The organism is Streptococcus sp. SCPM-O-B-15294 (M123), from assembly GCF_058200455.1.
Map to the genome: position 1 here is coordinate 88058 of NZ_JBYQGU010000002.1, position 20751 is coordinate 108808.

At 41.9% G+C, this 20751-nt stretch carries 17 protein-coding genes; 15 read left to right on the plus strand and 2 right to left on the minus strand.

The window, feature by feature from the left end; all coding sequences use genetic code 11:
- The first annotated feature begins 20 nt into the window (after positions 1-20).
- From AC3E8G_RS02090 to AC3E8G_RS02120, 7 genes are all read left to right on the plus strand, one after another.
- Complete coding sequence (locus tag AC3E8G_RS02090; protein WP_154858548.1) at positions 21-1073, plus strand: serine hydrolase; 1053 nt, start codon at positions 21-23, stop codon at positions 1071-1073.
- Between the two features lie 144 nt (positions 1074-1217).
- Positions 1218-1904, plus strand: coding sequence for a Crp/Fnr family transcriptional regulator (locus tag AC3E8G_RS02095; protein WP_061563760.1), 687 nt, complete (start codon positions 1218-1220; stop codon positions 1902-1904).
- Between the two features lie 540 nt (positions 1905-2444).
- A complete protein-coding gene (gene arcA / locus AC3E8G_RS02100) occupies positions 2445-3674 on the plus strand; it encodes an arginine deiminase (RefSeq protein ID WP_009732527.1) in 1230 nt (409 codons plus the stop codon).
- Between the two features lie 95 nt (positions 3675-3769).
- Positions 3770-4786 (plus strand): ornithine carbamoyltransferase, encoded by a 1017-nt coding sequence (argF, locus tag AC3E8G_RS02105; protein ID WP_023022690.1) that lies wholly within the window; start codon positions 3770-3772, stop codon positions 4784-4786.
- Between the two features lie 85 nt (positions 4787-4871).
- The gene (gene arcC / locus AC3E8G_RS02110; protein ID WP_048789627.1) at positions 4872-5816 is read left to right on the plus strand and encodes a carbamate kinase; all 945 of its coding nucleotides are present in this window, start codon (positions 4872-4874) and stop codon (positions 5814-5816) included.
- Between the two features lie 204 nt (positions 5817-6020).
- Positions 6021-7535: a YfcC family protein gene (locus tag AC3E8G_RS02115; protein WP_154858546.1), complete on the plus strand. Its 1515-nt coding sequence runs from the start codon at positions 6021-6023 to the stop codon at positions 7533-7535.
- A gap of 19 nt (positions 7536-7554) precedes the next feature.
- Positions 7555-8895 (plus strand): dipeptidase, encoded by a 1341-nt coding sequence (locus tag AC3E8G_RS02120; RefSeq protein WP_154858544.1) that lies wholly within the window; start codon positions 7555-7557, stop codon positions 8893-8895.
- A gap of 197 nt (positions 8896-9092) precedes the next feature.
- Here AC3E8G_RS02120 and AC3E8G_RS02125 read toward each other — a convergent pair whose 3' ends face one another.
- On the minus strand, positions 9093-9563 hold the full coding sequence (locus AC3E8G_RS02125) for an arginine repressor (protein WP_048689219.1): 471 nt from the start codon (positions 9561-9563) through the stop codon (positions 9093-9095).
- Positions 9564-9575: 12 nt separating this feature from the next.
- Complete coding sequence (gene queA, locus AC3E8G_RS02130) at positions 9576-10604, minus strand: tRNA preQ1(34) S-adenosylmethionine ribosyltransferase-isomerase QueA (protein WP_154858542.1); 1029 nt, start codon at positions 10602-10604, stop codon at positions 9576-9578.
- 203 nt (positions 10605-10807) lie between these two features.
- Between queA and AC3E8G_RS02135 the strand changes: the two genes are divergently transcribed.
- From AC3E8G_RS02135 to pepF, 8 genes are all read left to right on the plus strand, one after another.
- Positions 10808-11509, plus strand: coding sequence for a glucosamine-6-phosphate deaminase (locus AC3E8G_RS02135; RefSeq protein ID WP_154858540.1), 702 nt, complete (start codon positions 10808-10810; stop codon positions 11507-11509).
- Between the two features lie 107 nt (positions 11510-11616).
- Positions 11617-12951: a DUF1958 domain-containing protein gene (locus AC3E8G_RS02140; RefSeq protein WP_490676909.1), complete on the plus strand. Its 1335-nt coding sequence runs from the start codon at positions 11617-11619 to the stop codon at positions 12949-12951.
- A gap of 72 nt (positions 12952-13023) precedes the next feature.
- Positions 13024-14187 (plus strand): MFS transporter, encoded by a 1164-nt coding sequence (locus tag AC3E8G_RS02145; RefSeq protein ID WP_490676910.1) that lies wholly within the window; start codon positions 13024-13026, stop codon positions 14185-14187.
- An 83-nt stretch (positions 14188-14270) separates the two neighbouring features.
- Positions 14271-15560: a DUF1958 domain-containing protein gene (locus AC3E8G_RS02150; protein ID WP_490676911.1), complete on the plus strand. Its 1290-nt coding sequence runs from the start codon at positions 14271-14273 to the stop codon at positions 15558-15560.
- A gap of 473 nt (positions 15561-16033) precedes the next feature.
- Positions 16034-16585 (plus strand): hypothetical protein, encoded by a 552-nt coding sequence (locus AC3E8G_RS02155; protein WP_490676912.1) that lies wholly within the window; start codon positions 16034-16036, stop codon positions 16583-16585.
- A gap of 362 nt (positions 16586-16947) precedes the next feature.
- On the plus strand, positions 16948-17502 hold the full coding sequence (locus AC3E8G_RS02160) for a hypothetical protein (protein WP_490676913.1): 555 nt from the start codon (positions 16948-16950) through the stop codon (positions 17500-17502).
- Between the two features lie 424 nt (positions 17503-17926).
- Positions 17927-18868 (plus strand): competence protein CoiA, encoded by a 942-nt coding sequence (locus AC3E8G_RS02165; protein ID WP_490676914.1) that lies wholly within the window; start codon positions 17927-17929, stop codon positions 18866-18868.
- A 79-nt stretch (positions 18869-18947) separates the two neighbouring features.
- The gene (gene pepF / locus AC3E8G_RS02170; protein WP_414286149.1) at positions 18948-20750 is read left to right on the plus strand and encodes an oligoendopeptidase F; all 1803 of its coding nucleotides are present in this window, start codon (positions 18948-18950) and stop codon (positions 20748-20750) included.
- Position 20751 lies beyond the last annotated feature (1 nt).

Here is a 20751-nt window from a genome sequence, read left to right on the forward strand (position 1 = left end):
TCTTTTATAATTAACTTCATATGAAAAAAATATTTAATGTTCGATCGATCATGATTGTGTTGGGAATTTTACTATGTATAGGAGGAGTTGGAGCGTTAACTTACCTCCATCTTTATCAGGCTCCTGCCTCACCGCTTGCTCAAGAGGAAACGACAGCTCAACCAGTTGAGTCCAAGGAAGAGATGCAGCCCCTCCAACCTCCTCGTGTCAAAACTCCTGAAGAAAAACAAGCTGTCATAGATCAAGATCGTGAAACCATGGAGAATTTGGGTCTTGTCTATGATTATGCCAATAAAGGCTTGGTAGAAGTTGTACAAGACTACATGGCTGAATATGGTATTGATCCTTCCCAAATTACCTTTACCTACAAAAATCCTGCGACCGGCCAACAGTTTTCAATGAATGAGTTGCAGCCGATGACAGCTGGAAGTACCTATAAACTACCCCTCAATATGTTAGTCGTGGATGAAGTCGATGCAGGGAAGTTAAACTTAACGGATGAATTTGATATTACCAATACTTACTACGAGTACCTTGGAGAGCACGATAATTATGTAGCTGCCTTTGGTGGCGCTATGACGATTCCAGATATGCAGCGTTATTCTCTTGTCTATTCAGAAAATACTCCAGCATATGCCTTGGCCGACCGCTTTGGTGGTATGGATAATGTCTACAGTAAGTATGAAAAATATGGGAAATCCCGTGCAGAAATAAAAACCATTAGTCCTGAAAACAAAACGACTTCTGATTACTATATTCAAGTCTTGGACTATCTTTGGAATCATAAAGAAAAATATGCGACCTTGCTAGAATTAATCGGTGAGTCCTTCCCGAATGAATACTACAAACGGTATTTACCAGATTTAGTCATTCAGCAAAAACCTGGTTATGTAGCAGAAGCACTCAATGTCGAAGCCATCGTTTACGAACAAACTCCCTACCTCATCTCGATTTTTACAGCTGGTCTAGGGGGAACAACTCCAGAAAGTACGGAGATCAGTGGCTACGGTCTTCATTTACTTGGTCAACTCTGCTATGTGATCAATGAATGGCACCGTGTAAATGTCAATTAAGAAATTAGAACCTTTCCCAAGATAGTTTTGGGAAGGTTTTTTGTATACAAAAATATAGTTTCATGGTTAAAATCTTGGTGACATTCTTTGAGGTCAGTGAATAAATATGATATAATAACTAAAGAACCTAAAGAAAGAATAGAAATGATTACAAAAGAAGATTATCAGTTGATTCGATCCCATCCAGCTTTCTCTGAAATTCCAGTTGAAAAATTTGATAAATTAGCTGTAGAAATCCATTATAGAGAAATTCCAAAGGGACAAATCCTATTTTTTGCTGGTGATAAGCGCGATCGGATATTTTTAGTGGTAGAAGGCTATGTCCGTATTGAGGAGTTTGATTCTTCAGACACCTTCTCGTATATGGATTACATTAAAGAAGGAGCTGTCTTCCCATACGGTGGTATGTTTACAGATTCAACTTATCACTATACAGCCACTTCCATGACAACCGTAAAATACTTCAGTATTCCTGTTCAGCTTTATGAGGAAATTGTCCAGTCCAGTATGGAACAAGTTCTCTTCATTACGAGAAAACTTTCAAAAATATTAGAATTTCAAGAGTTGCGACTTCGTAATGTGGTCGCAGCCAGTGCCAGTGATCGTGTGATCCAATCCTTAGCTCTACTCTGTAAGGATTATCAAAAGTTTGGTCCAACCATTCCTTTTCCAATGAGCATGAAGGAGTTAGCCAGATTAGCTGCGACGACGAGGGAAACCGTCAATCAAGTGTTAAAGAAGCTCCTAGAAGAGGAGCGAATCGAGTACAAACATAAGAAATTAACTTTTCTTGATCTTCCATTCTTTTTAGATAGTTTTGAAGAAGCCTAATAAGGGCTTCTTTTGGATTGAAGATAAAGGCTTCTGAAAAACTTTCCTTAGGTGAGTACGGACGTCAGCGAACTTCTACGAAGTTCCATGACTTAGTTTTGAACCTAAGGTTTCAAAACTCCCGAGTGCTTGAAATAATCATGTTTCAAGCACTTTTCTCACGGCGGAAAGTTTTTAAACTTCTTAAATGACAAAATAATAAAAGTCATTTTTTGAAAATCATCTAGGTGTTTTATGTAAAATAAACTTTGTATACATTCAAGAAGAAGCCTAGTAGGGCTTCTTTTATTTTCTGTCAAAAACGTTAAAAAGTTTCAAAAATCAAATAAAAAATATTTACTCACAAAAAGAATATATTTAGCAAAATATCCAAAGAAAGCGGTTCATTTTTCATAAAACGAGGGTAATATTTAAAAAAACGTCAAATTCTTGGCATTCGTAATGGAAGATTGGTTGTGAAAGCGGTACCAGTTGGTGATAAAATAAAACATGTAAACGGGATTAGCTAAGCTAAACCGCAAGAAAAAAGGAGGACTATAGATGTCTACACACCCAATTCATGTTTTCTCAGAAATTGGAAAACTGAAAAAAGTTTGTTTGCACCGTCCAGGTAAAGAGTTGGAAAACTTGATGCCTGACTATCTTGAACGTCTTCTTTTTGATGATATTCCATTCTTGGAAGATGCTCAAAAAGAACACGACGCATTTGCTGAAGCACTTCGTAACGAAGGAATCGAAGTACTTTATCTTGAACAGTTGGCTGCTGAGTCATTGACTTCTCCAGAAATTCGCGATCAGTTCATCGAAGAATACCTTGAAGAAGCAAACATTCGTGGACGCCAAACAAAAGTTGCGATCCGTGAATTGCTTCATAGCATTGAAGATAACCAAGAATTGGTTGAAAAAACAATGGCAGGGGTTCAAAAAGCTGAACTTCCAGAAATTCCTGAAGAAGCAAAAGGATTGACAGACCTTGTTGAATCTGACTATCCATTTGCAATCGACCCAATGCCAAACTTGTACTTCACACGTGACCCATTTGCTACAATTGGTAATGCAGTATCATTGAACCACATGTACGCTGATACACGTAACCGTGAAACTTTGTATGGTAAATACATCTTCAAATACCACCCAGTTTACGGTGGAAAAGTTGAACTTGTCTACAACCGAGAAGAAGATACCCGTATCGAAGGTGGAGATGAGTTGGTACTTTCTAAAGATGTATTGGCAGTTGGTATCTCACAACGTACAGATGCTGCATCAATCGAAAAATTGTTGGTAAACATCTTCAAGAAGAACGTTGGCTTCAAGAAAGTATTGGCCTTCGAATTTGCTAACAACCGTAAATTCATGCACTTGGATACAGTATTCACAATGGTGGACTACGATAAATTTACAATCCACCCAGAAATCCAAGGCAACCTTCGCGTCTTCTCTGTAACTTACGAAAATGAACAATTGAAGATCGTTGAAGAAAAAGGTGATTTGGCTGAATTGCTTGCTGAAAACCTTGGTGTAGAAAAAGTTACTTTGATTCCATGTGGAGATGGCAACATCGTTGCTGCTGCGCGTGAACAATGGAACGACGGATCAAATACTCTTACAATCGCACCTGGTGTGGTAGTCGTATACGACCGTAACACTGTTACCAACAAGAAATTAGAAGAATACGGACTTCGTTTGATCAAGATCCGCGGAAGTGAATTGGTTCGCGGTCGTGGTGGACCTCGTTGTATGTCAATGCCATTCGAACGTGAAGAAATCTAATCATCCTTCTACAGGTTAGACGGGCTCAGTGTCTAAACTGAGCCCTCTAAACTGAATGACAGGATTCGATCATGCATAATAAAAGGAGATAATTAATGACAACTTCAGTATTCCAAGGACGTAGCTTTTTAGCAGAAAAAGACTTTACACGTGCAGAGTTAGAATACCTTATCGGACTTTCAGCTCACTTGAAAGATCTTAAAAAACGCAACATCCAACACCATTACCTAGCTGGTAAAAACATTGCGCTTTTGTTTGAAAAAACTTCAACTCGTACTCGTGCTGCCTTCACTACTGCAGCCATCGACCTTGGTGCTCACCCAGAATACCTTGGTGCAAACGACATCCAACTTGGTAAAAAAGAATCTACAGAAGATACTGCTAAAGTTCTTGGACGTATGTTTGACGGTATTGAATTCCGTGGTTTCAGCCAACGTATGGTTGAAGAATTGGCTGAATTCTCAGGTGTTCCAGTATGGAATGGTTTGACTGACGAATGGCACCCAACTCAAATGCTTGCAGACTACTTGACTGTTCAAGAAAACTTTGGACGCCTTGAAGGTTTGACACTTGTGTACTGTGGTGACGGACGTAACAACGTTGCAAACAGCCTTCTTGTAACAGGTGCTATCCTTGGTGTGAACGTACACATCTTCTCACCAAAAGAACTCTTCCCAGAACAAGAAATTGTTGAATTGGCAGAAGGATTTGCAAAAGAAAGTGGTGCTCATATCTTGATCACTGAAGATGCTGACGAAGCTGTAAAAGGTGCAGATGTACTTTACACTGACGTTTGGGTATCTATGGGTGAAGAAGACAAATTTGCAGAACGCGTTGCCCTTTTGAAACCTTACCAAGTAAACATGGAATTGGTTAAGAAAGCTGATAACGAAGACTTGATCTTCTTGCACTGCTTGCCAGCTTTCCACGACACAAACACTGTTTATGGTAAAGATGTTGCTGAAAAATTCGGCGTAGAAGAAATGGAAGTTACTGACGAAGTGTTCCGCAGCAAATATGCTCGTCACTTTGACCAAGCTGAAAACCGTATGCACACCATTAAAGCGGTGATGGCAGCTACTCTTGGTAACTTGTACATTCCAAAAGTTTAAGACTTTATAACCGTATACCAACAGCTATAGGGGCTGGACTGCTAGCTTTAGTCCTGCCCCTATTTTTTATAGAAAGGGAAAATCTATGTCAAGAAAAATCGTCGTTGCTTTGGGAGGAAACGCTATCCTTTCATCTGATCCTTCTGCAAAAGCTCAACAAGAAGCACTTGTAGAAACAGCAAAACACTTAGTAAAATTAATCAAAAATGGGGATGACTTGATCATCACTCACGGAAATGGTCCTCAAGTAGGAAACCTTTTGCTCCAACACTTGGCAGCAGATTCTGAAAAGAACCCAGCTTTCCCGTTGGATTCATTGGTTGCAATGACTGAAGGAAGCATTGGCTACTGGCTTCAAAACGCTCTTCAAAATGCTCTTCTTGAAGAAGGAATTGAAAAAGACGTTGCTTCCGTTGTAACACAAGTCGTTGTAGATAAGAACGACCCAGCTTTCGTTAACTTGAGCAAACCAATCGGTCCATTCTACTCAGAAGAAGAAGCAAAAGCAGAAGCTGAAAAATCAGGAGCAACCTTCAAAGAAGATGCTGGTCGTGGCTGGCGTAAAGTTGTTGCTTCACCAAAACCAGTGGATATCAAAGAAATCAATACTATCCGTACCTTATTGAACGACGGTCAAGTCGTGGTTGCTGCTGGTGGTGGCGGTATCCCAGTTGTGAAAGAAGCAAATGGTAGCTTGACTGGTGTTGAAGCCGTTATCGACAAAGACTTTGCATCTCAACGTTTGGCTGAATTAGTAGAAGCAGACCTCTTCATCGTTTTAACAGGTGTGGACTATGTCTTTGTAAACTACAACAAACCAGACCAAGAAAAATTGGAACATGTCAACGTTGCTCAATTGGAAGAGTACATCAAACAAGATCAATTTGCACCAGGAAGCATGCTTCCTAAAGTAGAAGCTGCCATCGCCTTTGTAAATGGTCGTCCAGAAGGAAAAGCAGTCATCACTTCACTTGAAAATCTTGGCGCTTTGATTGAGTCTGAAAGTGGAACGATTATCGTAAAAGACTAATTCATATACATGAGTGAGGGGAGTGAACCCCATGTTTACAGGAGTTTGTACAAAGTATCTCCCCTTGTTTTTTCTAAAAAAGATTAGGAAAAACTAGTTTTTTAATCTTAAATATGATAAAATAAACATATAGGTAAGCGCTTTCTAAAAGTTAAACCTTTTGAAAGACTCACTCAAACTTTGTTGCGTTAGGAGGATAAACAAATGAGTGAAAAAGCGAAAAAAGGGTTTAAGATGCCTTCATCTTATACCGTATTGTTAATCATCATTGCGTTTATGGCAGTGATGACTTGGATTATCCCAGCAGGGGCTTTTGTCGATGGTGTTTATAAATCACAACCTCAAAACCCTCAAGGTATCTGGGATGTATTGATGGCACCGATTCGTGCTATGCTAGGAACGACTCCTGAAGAAGGATCTTTGATTAAAGGAACTAGTGCAGCGATCGACGTAGCCTTCTTCATCTTGATGGTTGGTGGTTTCCTTGGTGTAGTCAATGAAACTGGTATGCTAGACACTGGTATTGCTTCTATCGTGAAGAAATACAAGGGTCGCGAAAAAATGTTGATTTTGGTGCTTATGCCTTTGTTTGCCCTTGGTGGTACAACTTATGGTATGGGTGAAGAAACCATGGCCTTCTATCCTCTCCTTGTGCCAGTTATGATGGCCGTTGGATTTGATAGCTTGACTGGGGTAGCCATTATCTTGCTTGGTTCACAGATTGGATGTTTGGCATCTACCTTGAACCCATTTGCAACCGGTATCGCATCTTCAACTGCAGGTGTTGGTCTTGGTGAAGGGATCATCCTTCGTTTGATCTTCTGGGTTGTCTTGACTGGTCTTAGCACTTGGTTTGTATACAAGTATGCAGATAAGATTCAAAAAGATCCAACTAAATCCCTCACTTATGCAACTCGTGAAGAAGATATGAAATTCTTCAATGTTGGTGAAGATGAAGAAAATGTTAATTCAACTCTTTCAAAGAAACAAAAACAAGTCTTTGTACTCTTTGTATTGACCTTTGTTTTGATGGTCTTGAGTTTCATCCCATGGGGTGACTTAGGTATTTCCTTCTTTAAAGACTTTAACACTTGGTTAACTAGTCTTCCAGTAGTTGGTAAGATTGTTGGTGGCTCAACTGCAGCTCTTGGTACTTGGTACTTCCCTGAAGGAGCAATGCTCTTCGCCTTTATGGGTATCTTGATTGGTATTGTCTACGGATTGAAAGAAGAACAAATCATTTCTTCATTCATGACTGGTGCAGCTGACTTGCTCAGCGTAGCCTTGATCGTAGCGATCGCACGTGGTATCCAAGTTATCATGAACAACGGTATGATTACAGATACGATCCTTAACTGGGGTAAACAAGGACTCAGTGGTCTATCTTCTCAAGTCTTCATCGTCTTGACTTATATCTTCTACTTGCCAATGTCATTCTTGATCCCATCTTCATCTGGTCTTGCCAGTGCGACAATGGGTATCATGGCTCCATTGGGAGAATTCGTCAATGTACGTCCTAGCTTGATTATCACTGCCTACCAATCTGCATCTGGTGTCTTGAACTTGATTGCACCAACTTCTGGTATCGTAATGGGAGCTCTTGCTCTTGGACGTATCAACATTGCGACTTGGTGGAAATTCATGGCAAAACTTGTTGTTGCCGTTATTGTGATCACCATTGCCCTCCTTCTTCTCGGAACTTTCGTTCCATTCCTATAAGAAGTAAAGAGGTGATTCCATGAAAATTGAGATTACAAATCAAGTCAAAGATGACTTTCTAGCTTCATTAAAGACTCTGATTTCTTATCCTTCGGTTTTAAACGAAGGCGAAAATGGAACACCGTTTGGACAAGCTATCCAAGATGTCCTTGAGAAAACGTTAGAAATTGCTCAAGAAATGGGCTTTCAAACCTATCTAGATCCTGAAGGATACTATGGATATGCAGAGATCGGTCAGGGGGAAGAACTCCTGGCCGTTCTTTGTCACTTGGATGTTGTTCCAGCCGGTGATTTAGAAGATTGGCAGACGCCACCTTTTGAGGCGACTCTGAAAGATGGATGGTTGATTGGACGTGGAGTACAGGATGACAAGGGGCCATCCCTTGCGGCGCTTTACGCAGTTAAGAGCCTACTCGACCAAGGAGTTGAATTTACCAAACGGATTCGCTTTATATTTGGTACAGACGAGGAAACTCTCTGGCGCTGTATGAACCGATACAATCAGATAGAAGAAAAAGCAGATCTTGGCTTTGCTCCAGATTCGTCCTTCCCATTAACCTATGCTGAAAAAGGCTTGCTTCAAGTGAAGCTCCATGGACCAGGCTGGGAGGATCATCCCTTACAAGCTGGTCGTGCCCTTAATGTGGTGCCAGATAAGGCAACTTATAAGGGTGACCGCTTAGAGGAACTCTTACCAGTCATCGAGCAAAGTGGTGTGAAGTATACAGAAGAAGCAGGAGCAGTAACCGTTCTTGGTCTGTCTAAACACTCTAAGGATGCGGCTGAGGGTGTCAATGCCATTGTAGGCTTAGCTGAAAGTCTTTCCTTGATCCAGCCTCATCCAGCCCTTCTCTTTATCGCAGATGCCGTTGGGGAAGATGCGACAGGAGCAGCTCTCTTTGGTGAAGTTAAAGATGAACCAAGTGGTACTCTTTCCTTCAATATTGCAACCCTCTCCATTGATGAACAGCAATCTGAAATCGGGATTGATATTCGGATCCCTGTCTTAGCGGATAAGGAGGCCTTGGTAAAACGTTTAAGTGAGGTGGCAGCTAGCTATCAACTTCAGTATGAAGAGTTTGATTATGTAGCTCCACTATACGTTCCATTAGACAGTCCATTGGTGAGTACTCTGATGGCGGTCTACCAAGAGGAAACAGGGGATCAGACCCCAGCTATGTCCTCAGGGGGAGCGACCTTTGCGCGAACCATGGAAAATTGTGTGGCTTATGGGGCCCTCTTTCCTGATGCTCTCCAAACAGAGCACCAGGCGAATGAACGAGCTAAACTGGATGATTTATATCGTGCAATGGAAATCTATGCAGAGACCATTCGACGATTAGCAGCCAAGGAAGCTTAATAGAGATTAGAAAAAAGAGGCTGGGACAAAAGTCCTAGCCTCTCAATTGTCTTTGGATTATCGAGCAAAACGCAGTGGTTGAGCGGGCTCTACTACGCTGATTTCATCAGCTTTTACAGCCCTACTCAACTGTGCGGAGGTGGGACGACGGAATCGAATTCTAACGAATTACCGATTTCTGTCCCACTCTCTTTCTTTTATTTGCTAAAGAAGAAGGGAGGAGTGAATTCTTTTAATTTTTCAAAGCAGTCCAAAGCTCCCTGATTGTCTTCACAAATGATGAGGCAGACGTCATCCCCACAGACAGTTGCGACAATTTGCGGCAATTCAAGGGCATCTAAGATGGCTCCGAAGGACTGGGCTAGACCAGGTAGGGTTTTGACGACTACTTGGTTTTGGACGGGACGAAGCATGACGAGGGCATCCTCCATATAAAAACGCAGTCGGTTTTCCCAGCGAGATGGGGCAATGCTATTGATGGCATAATAAGAGCTATCCCCTTCGTTAATTTTTACCAGATTCAAGGATTTGACATCTCTTGAGAGGGTTGACTGGGTCACGATGATGCCGTTCGCTTCCAGGCTGTCCTGCAATTCTTGTTGGGTTCGAATTTTCTTTTCTGAAATAATAGACCGGATCAGGCGGTGGCGACTTTCAATCTTATTCATAAGGGGCTCTCCTTATTTGATAAACATAGCATCTCCAAAGCTAAAGAAACGGTAGCCTTGGTCGATAGCGTGCTGATAAGCATCCAGAGTGAGTTCTCGACCTGCGAAGGCAGAAACGAGCATGACTAAGGTTGATTTTGGTAAGTGGAAGTTGGTTGAAAAGGCGTCGACAACCTGCCACTGATAGCCTGGTTTGATAAAGATATTGGTCCAACCAGAGTCGGCTTGCAACTCTCCATTAAACTTGTTGCCAATTGTTTCTAATGTTCGGATAGAAGTAGTTCCAACGGCAACGATGCGGTGTCCACTTGCTTTGACTTGTCGAAGGGTTTGGGCGGCTTCTTCTGAGAGTTGATAAAATTCGGAATGCATTTCATGTTGGTCGAGATCATCGACGGATACAGGACGGAAGGTACCTAGTCCGACATGAAGGGTGAGATAAACCAAGTGAACCCCTTTGTCTTCGATCTTTTGTAAGAGCTCAGGTGTGAAATGGAGGCCAGCAGTAGGAGCTGCGGCAGATCCATTTTCTTTGGCATAGACTGTCTGGTAACGTTCCTGATCTTCCAATTTTTCATGGATGTAAGGTGGTAGGGGCATTTCTCCTAGACTTTCCAAGACTTCAAGGAAAATTCCTTGGTAAGAAAACTCTACGATACATCCTCCGTGTTCCAGCTTTTTGATTAGGGTCGCTTGAAGACGTCCATCGCCAAAGCTGACGCCCCCTCCCTCTTTGAGACGTTTGGCAGGTTTAGCAAGAACCTCCCATTGATCGCCCTCAATATTTTTTAAGAGAAGAAGCTCCACATGCCCTCCTGTATCCGGTTTGACCCCATGGAGACGAGCCGGAAGGACACGGGTATTGTTCATGACCAAAGCATCCCCTGGTTCTAATTCATTGATAATGGCGTCAAAATGCTGGTCTTCCATCTGACCTGTTTGTCGATTGAGGATTAGTAGTTTTGAGGCATCGCGCTTCTCTAGTGGAGTTTGCGCAATTAACTCCTCGGGGAGGTGGAAATCAAAGTCATTCGTGTTCATGTTCTCTCCTTGTATCTAAATTCTTCTATTTCTTACATTTAACCTTCCCCATTATATCATGAAATAAGAGTGAAACAAAGGAAATCACTAGCTGAATTTTAAAGGGATAAAGGTAAAAAATCCTTTCCTAACATCAAGAAAGCGCTTGACAAAAATTGGTCTATACCATATAATGAATATAAGAAATAAACGGAGGATTTATCATGAAAGTTATTGAAGTAGCCAATCAAATCGAAGGGGGACAGGTTGCTTTTGACCTGCTAATAGAAAAGTTAGAGCAGGGTGCCAAAACTCTGGGGCTTGCGACTGGAAGCAGTCCACTTGAGTTTTATAAATTGATTCGGGAGAGTGATTTGGATTTCTCAGACATGGTCAGTGTCAACTTGGATGAGTATGTCGGCTTGACGGGAGAAGATCCTCAATCCTATCGTTACTTTATGCAGGAAAATTTATTCAATGAGAAGTCGTTTAAAGTTAGCTATCTTCCAAAAGGAAACGAAGATACTGCAGAAGAAGAAACAGCGCGTTACAATGAAATTTTGGCCCAACATCCAGTAGATCTGCAAATTCTAGGGATCGGTCGCAACGGCCACATTGGTTTTAACGAACCAGGTACACCATTTGACAGCCAAACGCATTTGGTCCATTTGGATCAATCAACGATTGAAGCCAACTCTCGTTTCTTTGAAAAAATTGAAGATGTGCCAACTCAAGCCATCTCCATGGGGATTGCAAACATTCTCGCTGCTAAATCCATCATTCTCTTTGCATATGGAGAATCAAAGGCGCAAGCAATCGCAGGAACGGTTAATGGTCCAAAAACAGAGAGTTTACCAGCGAGTGCCCTTCAAGGTCATCCAGATGTCGTGATTATTGCAGACCAAGCAGCCTTGAGCCTACTGTAACCAGTTGAAACAGAGAGACCTATCTGAAATATCCTAAAAGATAGGTTTTTTTATAGATTGAAGTATGGTACAATAAGATAAAATTCTATATTTGAGGAAAATATATTTTGAAAAAGAAGTTGCTCGTTTTAGGAATCGTCATTCTATCTCTACTCCGCCCGCTATCGATCGCGGCGGATGAGCTAGTGGATATGGCGCAAAAAATGTATCCCAATGATCATGTGCAGGCCTATAACCGACCAAGATCTTCTCTCGTCATCGATGCGAATACCGGGGATGTTTTGTGGAGAGACAATATTGATGAAGTGCGGGATCCAGCAAGTATGAGTAAGCTCATGACCCTGTATCTGCTTTTCGAAACCATGAAAGAGGGAAAAATTACCAAAGATACGGTTGTCACTGCAACGGCTGCGGATCAATCCATGTCAAAAATCTATGAGATTTCCAACAATAACATTGTTGCAGGAGTGGATTATACAGTCTCTGAATTGATTACCATGACGGCTGTTCCATCCTCCAATGTGGCTACGATTATGTTGGCCAATCTCCTTTCTAACCACGATTCTGACGCTTTTATTCAGCGGATGAACGAAAAGTCCAAGGAGTTGGGGATGACCAATACCATTTGGAACAATCCTAGTGGAGCGGCCATTTCAACCTTCCGAGGTTTGTATACCAGTTATAACTATCCAAATGATGCGGCCAACCAGACAACTGCAAGAGATTTGGCGATTCTCGTCTATCATTTCGTGAAAGAATATCCAGAGATCCTTAGTTATACCAATCAGGCTAAGGTGACCGTGAAACAAGGAACGCCTTATGAGGAGACTTTTGATACCTATAACTATTCCTTGCCAGGAGCTAGATATGCTCTTGAAGGAGTAGATGGTCTGAAGACAGGTTCGAGTCCACGTGGTGCCTTTAACTATATCGCAACCGCTAAACGGGGGGAACAACGAATTATCTCCGTAGTCATGGGTGTTGGTGATTGGTCCGACCAGGATGGTGAATACTATCGACATCCATTTGGTAATGCCTTGATTGAAAAGGCTTTTGCAGATTATAATTATAAGAAGTTGTTGGACAAGGGTGTTCAGACGATCGATGGAAAGACCTACACCCTAGATCAGCCTTTCTTTGCTACGGTCAAAAAGGGAGAAGAGGATCCAAAACTCGTTGTCAAAGATGGACAGGTTGAGGCGGATTCAGGCTTGATGACCCTATCAGAAAAGATTTCTGATGGACTTCCAGTCAAAGAAGGAGCAGTGAATCAATCGGATTCCCAAAGTACTGTGGCCCCAGCAAGAGAGAAATCCTTCCATTTTCCTCTTGAAAGCCTGGTCATTCTGATTCCAATTTTCATTCTTGCGATGATTCTGTATATAGAAAGAGCCCGTCGCAAAGGACGTGCGCGCAAGGCTCAGGATCGCTACAAAAAATAACTGATCAAAACTCAACTGAAATCCAGTTGGGTTTTGTCATTGCCTTTTATTTCTCAAATTGAAAGGAAACTTATGAAAGCATTTCGAAATTCCTATCCTTCTTATTTATTTTTATATAGTTTTTACTTCATGTCGACTGCCCTCTTTACGACTTTGATCTCTGTCTATCTGATAGGCCAGCAGTATTCAGCCAGTCAGGTCTCTAATTTGGTATCGACTGCCTTTTTCCTATCCATGCTTACCCAGCCCTTATTTGGTTATATCAATGAACGGTTTGGTATTGTTAAAATCACGACCTTGAGCTTAGGAGTCCTCATGGCAGGAGTGGGTGGCTTTATCTGGGCCCCTAACTTCTTTTGGTTGACGATTTTTTATGGCTTGGTATTACTGTGTCTAAATGGGACGGCGCCCATGATGGAGATTTTAGCTACCCAGAGTCCCTATGCTTTTGGAAAAATCCGCGTTTGGGGGACGCTAGGGTATGCGGCTGGAGCCCACCTAGCTGGTTGGCTCTATGCTCATCTTAGCCCCCAGTCTGTATACTATTGTGTATTGGTCACGATCCTTCTTAGTTTCTTCACTTTAGGGGCTATCCGTATTGACAAGACCAATCGGGTACAGAAAGAAGCTGTCTCGATCCGTCCTTTGCTCCATAATGGACCCTATCTCTTTTTCTTACTATTGATGGGGTTGGTGTCAGGTGTGGGCAATATCGGCCATACCTATATTCCAGCTCTTTTAATGGATAGTGGCCTCCCTGTTCAGATAGCTTCTACAGTTGTGGCCATATCTGTCGTTGTAGAAGCGCCTCTCATCTTTTTTTCAGACCGTTTTATGGACCATTGGCCCTTGCGTCTCCTGATTTTGCTTCCTGTGGGGATTCTCTTGCTCCAGTATTTCATTTATGCTCTTCCGACTCCTGTCTTCTTAAAAGTGCTGGTCACCCTCTTGGCTAAGCATACGACAGGGATGGTCTTGATCATGGTCTCCTTGCGTTTTATCTCCCAACAGGTGGATAAAAAAGATCTAGTCTTAGCCATGGCTCTTGTGCAAGGAGTCCGCTATCTTGGTACCATTCTCTTGCAACCGCTAGCAGCTTTCTTTGTGGATCACGGTGGATTTTCAATGATGAGTTCCTTCTTGGTGGCTGTCCTGGTCCTCGTCCTTCTACTAAGTCTCTTTTTAAAGATGCCAAAAGGAAAATCTCCAGGTCTCTTTGGGAACACGAAGGAGTAAAAAGTTTAGGAAATAGAGTTTGTGAATAGAAGGACTTATGCTATAATGGAGAACGATGATGTTTATGAAAGAAATGAGAGAGAATGAAGTTTAAACGTGCCTTATTTGCGACACTTTCCCTTAGTTGCCTATGTTTCCCAATGCAAGCAAAGGCGGATGATATTTACCAACAAGAAGATATCATGTCAATCACAGAAAAATCAGGGGCTTCGGTGGATGAATTTTTCCGTCCCAAGGCTGATATTGTCGTTGATGCTCATACAGGAGCTATTCTTTATGGCGATAATATTGATGCTCCTCGTGACTCCGGTAGTATGGCCAAATTGATGTCCGTCTATGTTCTTCTGAGAGCTATTAAAGAAGGGCAGCTGGATTATGATACCATGATTACTGCGACAGATACGGATGTGATCATTTCGCAAAATCAGAAGTTGAGCAATAGTCCCATTGTTGCGGGGGCTCAATACAAGGTATCGACCCTCCTAAATATGATTTTCGTTCCTTCATCCAGTGCGGCTACCATCATGATTGCCAATAAGGTGTCTGGAGGAGATCCAGATAAATTCTTGGATTTGATGAACCAGCGGGCCCAGGAAATTGGAATGACCAATACCAAATGGAACAATCCTAATGGTGCCCCAACTGCAGTCTTAGATGGCTACTATAATCCGACCCGCTATGATCAAAATGCCATTAACCAAACAACCGCAAGAGATATGTCTATTTTGGCCTATCACATAGTTAACGAGTTCCCTGAAATTCTCAACTATACTAAAAATGCCAAGATAACCCTCTTCCAAGGTACAGATTATGAAGAAACCCATGAAAATTATAATTATTCCTTGGAAGGTGGAAGATATTCTTTAAAGGGAGCAGATGGCCTAAAAACCGGCTCCAGTCCGACAGCAGATTATAATTACACCTTGACGGTTAATCGTGGAAATCAGCGATTTGTTCAAGTCATTATGGGAGTCGGTAACTATGATGTAGAGATTGCAGAAAGTCTTCGCCACGTCATTGGGAATGCCCTGATTGAAAGACTATATCAGGATTATGAATACAAAGAGGTGCTGCCTGCGGGGGATCACACGATTCAGGGCCAAACCTATCACTTAGACAAACCCTTCTATGCTACAGTGAAAAGAGGGACCAATCCAGAGATTAGTGTTCAAAATGGCCAACTACAAATCGCCAATGGCTTGCAAACTGTTTCTCCGTCCATTCAGCAAACGCAGGCTGTAAGCGCAGTAGAAGCGACCCATCAGAAGTCCACGAGTGGTCGTCAAAAAGGCTGGAATCCAATGTGGCTCTTTTGCTTCCTTCCCTTCATTTTCTTAAGAGTTTTCTTTAACATAAGATATAAGAGAAAATAAAAAGATTTCCAGATTTGGAAATCTTCGAATATAGACAAACTATTTTTTACTTAAGATAGTCGGATGATTACCAAGGAATGACTTATATTTTTTAGTCATTTAAGAAGATCAAAAACTTTCCGCTGTGAGAAAAGTGCTAGAAACAGGATATTTCTAGCACTCGGGAGTTTTGGAGCCTTAGATCCAAAACTAAGTCATGGAACTTCTTTGAAGTTCGCTGACGTCCGTACTCACCTAAGGAAAGTTTCTAGGAATACTATTTTTTTAATTTGAGATTTCCAAATACGGAAATCTTTTTTTGTAGTGAAGCAAAGGAACAGCTACTTTCTGGGAGGAGAGAAGCAGTGCTAGAGCAGTTGTTCTCCTACATTTTCGGATGTTTTTTCACAATCTATCATCAGTTAGTGATTGATTTGACTGTCAAATTATTTGATGATACAATGGTTTCGAATCAATATTAAAGGAGTAATCAAATGAAAAAATTGATTTTATCTACTACAGCCTTGTTGGCAGCTGCTTCGCTTGCAGCTTGTTCAGGTAAGCAAGAAGCAAAAACCGAAGCTTCTTCATCTACTGAGAAGACAGAAAAGGTAACAAGCAAATCTTCTAGCTCATCTAAGGCAGAAAAGACTTCTTCTAATACTAGCTCTCAAACAACCAATGATGAATTACCATCAGACGAAGAGTTTGAAAACTTAAAAACAGTTGGTGATTTTAAAAAGTGTTACGCAAAAATCGTGGAAGAATCCAATCGCCTGATGACTGAATCAATGGAATCTCTTCCTGAAAGTGCCAAAGAGACATTTGCTCAAACGGCAGATGCCCTTAAGGAGACTCTTGCAAAATCTAAGGAAGCATTTAACAAAGCGGTTGAGAAATATGGAGATGATAATACGGAAGTTCCAAAAGAGTTTCGTGAAACCTTTATTGAACAGTTGAAAGATGCTCGCGACTCTGCTAAAGACTCAGCAGAGTCACCAGTAGACCAAGATTCAGACGATGATGATTCTGATTCAGATGAATAAATAGATTGTTACATTGGACTTTTTGGTTAAAAGCCAAAAGAAGGCGAAGAGTGGAGGGATTTTCTACTTGCAAGAATCTCCCTCTTCCCATAGAGTGTCCTCTCTTATATCTCATGTTGGAAAAGTTGTGGAGATAGGAGAACTTGTCCACGTGATGCCTATATTTTCTGGGATTCTGACAGTGGATGAACCTTTAAGTATCTGGAGATAAGGGAGAAGTGCGCTTCGTCCAAATTAATCGATAGACCGGAGATAGACTGATCTCTGGTCTTTTTTTAGAAAGTCTCAGGGAGAATACATGAATTGACGGTAACCTAGCTTGATGCTAAAATGGTAGTGGAAGGTTAAAAAGGAGAGATTGAATGAAAAAAATATTGTTATCGATAGTTGCTTTACTGGGAGTGATGGGGCTAGTAGCCTGCTCGAATCAAGAAGGGACCTCGTCCAGTGAAAAGTCAGTTCAGGGGATAGGCAAGTCTACAACCTCCTCTCAGGGCAAGAAAGTGACTAGCTTAAAAGGATCCTCAGAGTCTCCTTTTGTCTTGTATACAGATGAGGAACTTGAAACTGCTAGAACTGTTGGAGACTTTAAAGCGCTCTATGCTTTGATGATGGACCGAACCGTTGCTCATTCAGAGGAAGCAGGAGCATCACTGACGGGCTCAGCTAAAGAGACCTATGAGACCTATCTGAAAGACTTGAAAGAGAAAATGGAAACGAGCAAGGCCCGCTTCAATGAATCCATGGATACGATAGGGGCCGAAGACACCGAAGTCCCCGAAGCTACTCGTGCAACTATTGTTGAAAAATTCGAAACGGCTCGAAAACAAGCTGAAGCATCTGAAAATGGGACTGCTCCATCATCGGAAACTCCAAATCCGGCATCAGGCGAGAAAACGAGTGAGCCAGGTCAATAAGCGAGGGACGTTTTTTAACGTCTCGTCTAGGATGGATGAGTAGTTGCTTTACATGTAAGAACGATTATATCTAAACAAGGAGCTGGGCTCCTTTCAGATTGAAGATAAAGTAATTTTAGAAACTTTCCTTAGGTGAGTACGGACGTCAGCGAACTTCTACGAAGTTCCATGACTTAGTTTTGAGCCTAAGGTCTCAAAACTCTCGAGTGCCTGAAACACAGTTGTTTCAGGCACTTTTCTCACGGCGGAAAGTTTTTCATCTTCTTAATGACTAAAAAATGAAAGTCATGTTTTGAAAATCATCCAGCTGTTTTATAAAAAAAATAATAGTTTGTCTGCATTCAACAAGGAGCTGGGCTCCTTTTTTTCTTTCTCCTATATATAAGCGTCTTCGGTTACGAATTATATAAGTGGAGGTGATGACATGTTTATTGCGACAGATGCAAAGCAACAGCGTTGGAATTGTTTGGAGAAGATCCCGATGAAAAAGGAAGGTCCTTTTTTCTGTCTCCTGTGTGGAAAGGAAGTCCGCTTAAAGAAAGGGCCCGTGATGCGTCCTCATTTTGCTCACATTACCCTAGAGGATTGTCCCTTTCATCATGAGACGGAGAGTCCAGAACATTTGGAGTTGAAATTGGGGATTTATCAATGGGCCAAGCAAAACTCTAATGCTGAAGTGGAAAGTCCTCTGCAGGCTTTCCAACAGATTGCGGATGTTCTCCTTCCGGATCAAAAGATTGCCTTAGAAGTGCAATGTAGTTCCTTGTCTATGGAGCGTTTAAAAGAACGGAGCGATGCCTATCGCAAGCATGGTTATCAGGTCTATTGGTTGTTAGGGAAAAACTTATGGCTCAAGAAAAGTCTGTCGGCTCTGCAAGAATGTTTTGTCTATTTTAGCCAAAATAGAGGCTTTCATCTCTGGGAGTTGGACCTAGAGAAGCAGGAAGTTCGTCTCCACTATCTGCTTCATCAAGACTTGCGAGGGCGTCTTCATTATCGGACTCAACATTTTCCTTTTTATGGAGGGAATCTGTTAGAAGTTTTGCGGACCCCCTATGCCAAACAAGCCTTGCAACGAATGACGGTCCCTCTAGACCGACAGTTTAAAGACTATCTTCGTCAACAGTTGTATTACCGGCATCCTAAGTGGATGGCCCTTCAGGAACAGCTCTATCTGAAAGGAAAGCATCTCCTGGAGTTAGACTTGGAAGCCTTTTATCCCCTTTGTCGGCCACTGAAGTCTAGGAATTTTATCCAGATTAGGGGAGACTGGCGAAGCTATTACCAGAACTTTATGACCTATTATCTCCAAACCGGAATGAAAGCGACGCAGACTCTCTATTCCCCACGTTTTTATCAGAACTAGAAAGCTTAAATTTCCGTGAATCAAATACCCCCAAATGCTAATATATGTGATAAAATAGAAACATTGGAGGATTTTTGTAATGGTAAAACAACGAAATGAAATTGATGAAAAATACCAATGGGATTTGTCGACCATTTTTGCGACAGACCAAGCATGGGAAGAAGAAGCAACTGCTTTAGCTGCAGCGATTAAAGATGCTGCCCATTTTGCAGGCTCTTTACTTTCTTCTCCGGCCAACCTATTAGAAACCACAGAAGTTTATTTGGACTTGAGCCGTCGTTTGGAGAAGGTCTATGTCTACGCCCATATGAAGAATGACCAGGACACACGCGTAGCCAAATACCAAGAATTCCAATCAAAAGCGATGTCCCTTTACAGCCTTTTAGGGGAGACTTTTGCTTTCTACGAACCAGAATTTATGGAAATCACCGAAGAGCAATATGCTAACTTCTTGAAAGAAGTCCCTGCTTTAGAAGCTTATGCTCATTACTTTGACAAATTGCTCAAAACCAAAGAGCATGTCCTTTCTCAAAAAGAAGAAGAATTGTTAGCAGGAGCGGGTGAAATCTTTGCTGCAGCGGGTGAAACTTTTGAGATCTTGGACAATGCAGATATCGTCTTCCCAATGGTGAAGGATGACCAAGGCCAAGAAGTTCAGTTGACCCATGGAAACTATATTTCTTTGGTTGAGTCGAAGGACCGCCAAGTCCGTAAGGAAGCTTACCAAGCCTTGTATGGTGTCTACGAACAGTATCAACATACCTATGCTAAGACCCTTCAGACCAACGTCAAGGTCCATAATTACAATGCCAAGGTTCGCAAATTCTCAAGCGCGCGTGAGGCAGCTCTTTCTGCTAACTTTATCCCAGAGAGCGTCTATGATAGCTTGGTAGAAGCGGTCAACAAGCACTTGCCACTCTTGCAACGCTACGTGAAACTCCGCTCAAAAATCTTGGGAATTGAAGATTTGAAGATGTATGATGTCTACACACCATTATCTTCTACCGATTACAAGTTCACCTATGAAGAAGCCCTTGCCAAGTCTGAGCAAGCTTTGGCAGTGCTTGGTGAGGACTACCTATCCCGCGTGAAGCGCGCCTTCACTGAACGTTGGATCGATGTCCATGTCAACCAAGGAAAACGCTCAGGGGCTTATTCAGGTGGATCGTACGATACTAATGCCTTTATGTTGTTGAACTGGCAAGATACATTGGACAATCTCTTCACCTTGGTGCATGAGACAGGCCACAGTATGCACTCCAGCTATACCCGTGAAACCCAACCTTATGTCTATGGAGATTATTCTATCTTCCTTGCTGAGATAGCTTCCACAACCAATGAAAATATCTTGACCGAGCAACTGTTAGCAGAAGTCGAAGATGATGAAACCCGTTTTGCTATTCTCAACCACTTCTTGGATGGCTTCCGTGGTACAGTCTTCCGTCAAACCCAGTTTGCTGAGTTTGAACATGCGATTCACAAGGCCGACCAAGAAGGACAAGTCTTGACCAGTGAATTCTTGAATGAGCTGTATGCGGACTTGAACGAGAAATACTATGGTCTTTCAAAAGAAGACAATCCAGAAATCCAATACGAATGGGCTCGTATTCCTCATTTCTACTATAACTACTATGTTTTCCAATATTCGACTGGTTTTGCAGCAGCCTCTGCCTTAGCTGAGAAAATCGTTCATGGAACACAGGAAGATAAGGACAAATACCTAGAGTATTTGAAAGCCGGAAATTCAGATTATCCACTAAATGTCATCCGCAAGGCGGGTGTTGATATGGAAAAAGAAGACTACCTCCATGCAGCCTTTGAAGTCTTTGAACGTCGTCTCAATGAATTTGAGGCTCTCGTTGAAAAATTAGGATTGGCCTAAG

What these genes read in the sequence shown, in the direction of transcription:
- AC3E8G_RS02090 (WP_154858548.1), top strand. Translation starts at nt 21, where the DNA reads ATGAAAAAAATATTTAATGTTCGATCGATCATGATTGTGTTGGGAATT.
- AC3E8G_RS02095 (WP_061563760.1), top strand. Translation starts at nt 1,218, where the DNA reads ATGATTACAAAAGAAGATTATCAGTTGATTCGATCCCATCCAGCTTTC.
- arcA (WP_009732527.1), top strand. Translation starts at nt 2,445, where the DNA reads ATGTCTACACACCCAATTCATGTTTTCTCAGAAATTGGAAAACTGAAA.
- argF (WP_023022690.1), top strand. Translation starts at nt 3,770, where the DNA reads ATGACAACTTCAGTATTCCAAGGACGTAGCTTTTTAGCAGAAAAAGAC.
- arcC (WP_048789627.1), top strand. Translation starts at nt 4,872, where the DNA reads ATGTCAAGAAAAATCGTCGTTGCTTTGGGAGGAAACGCTATCCTTTCA.
- AC3E8G_RS02115 (WP_154858546.1), top strand. Translation starts at nt 6,021, where the DNA reads ATGAGTGAAAAAGCGAAAAAAGGGTTTAAGATGCCTTCATCTTATACC.
- AC3E8G_RS02120 (WP_154858544.1), top strand. Translation starts at nt 7,555, where the DNA reads ATGAAAATTGAGATTACAAATCAAGTCAAAGATGACTTTCTAGCTTCA.
- AC3E8G_RS02125 (WP_048689219.1), bottom strand. Translation starts at nt 9,563, where the DNA reads ATGAATAAGATTGAAAGTCGCCACCGCCTGATCCGGTCTATTATTTCA.
- queA (WP_154858542.1), bottom strand. Translation starts at nt 10,604, where the DNA reads ATGAACACGAATGACTTTGATTTCCACCTCCCCGAGGAGTTAATTGCG.
- AC3E8G_RS02135 (WP_154858540.1), top strand. Translation starts at nt 10,808, where the DNA reads ATGAAAGTTATTGAAGTAGCCAATCAAATCGAAGGGGGACAGGTTGCT.
- AC3E8G_RS02145 (WP_490676910.1), top strand. Translation starts at nt 13,024, where the DNA reads ATGAAAGCATTTCGAAATTCCTATCCTTCTTATTTATTTTTATATAGT.
- AC3E8G_RS02150 (WP_490676911.1), top strand. Translation starts at nt 14,271, where the DNA reads ATGAAGTTTAAACGTGCCTTATTTGCGACACTTTCCCTTAGTTGCCTA.
- AC3E8G_RS02155 (WP_490676912.1), top strand. Translation starts at nt 16,034, where the DNA reads ATGAAAAAATTGATTTTATCTACTACAGCCTTGTTGGCAGCTGCTTCG.
- AC3E8G_RS02160 (WP_490676913.1), top strand. Translation starts at nt 16,948, where the DNA reads ATGAAAAAAATATTGTTATCGATAGTTGCTTTACTGGGAGTGATGGGG.
- AC3E8G_RS02165 (WP_490676914.1), top strand. Translation starts at nt 17,927, where the DNA reads ATGTTTATTGCGACAGATGCAAAGCAACAGCGTTGGAATTGTTTGGAG.
- pepF (WP_414286149.1), top strand. Translation starts at nt 18,948, where the DNA reads ATGGTAAAACAACGAAATGAAATTGATGAAAAATACCAATGGGATTTG.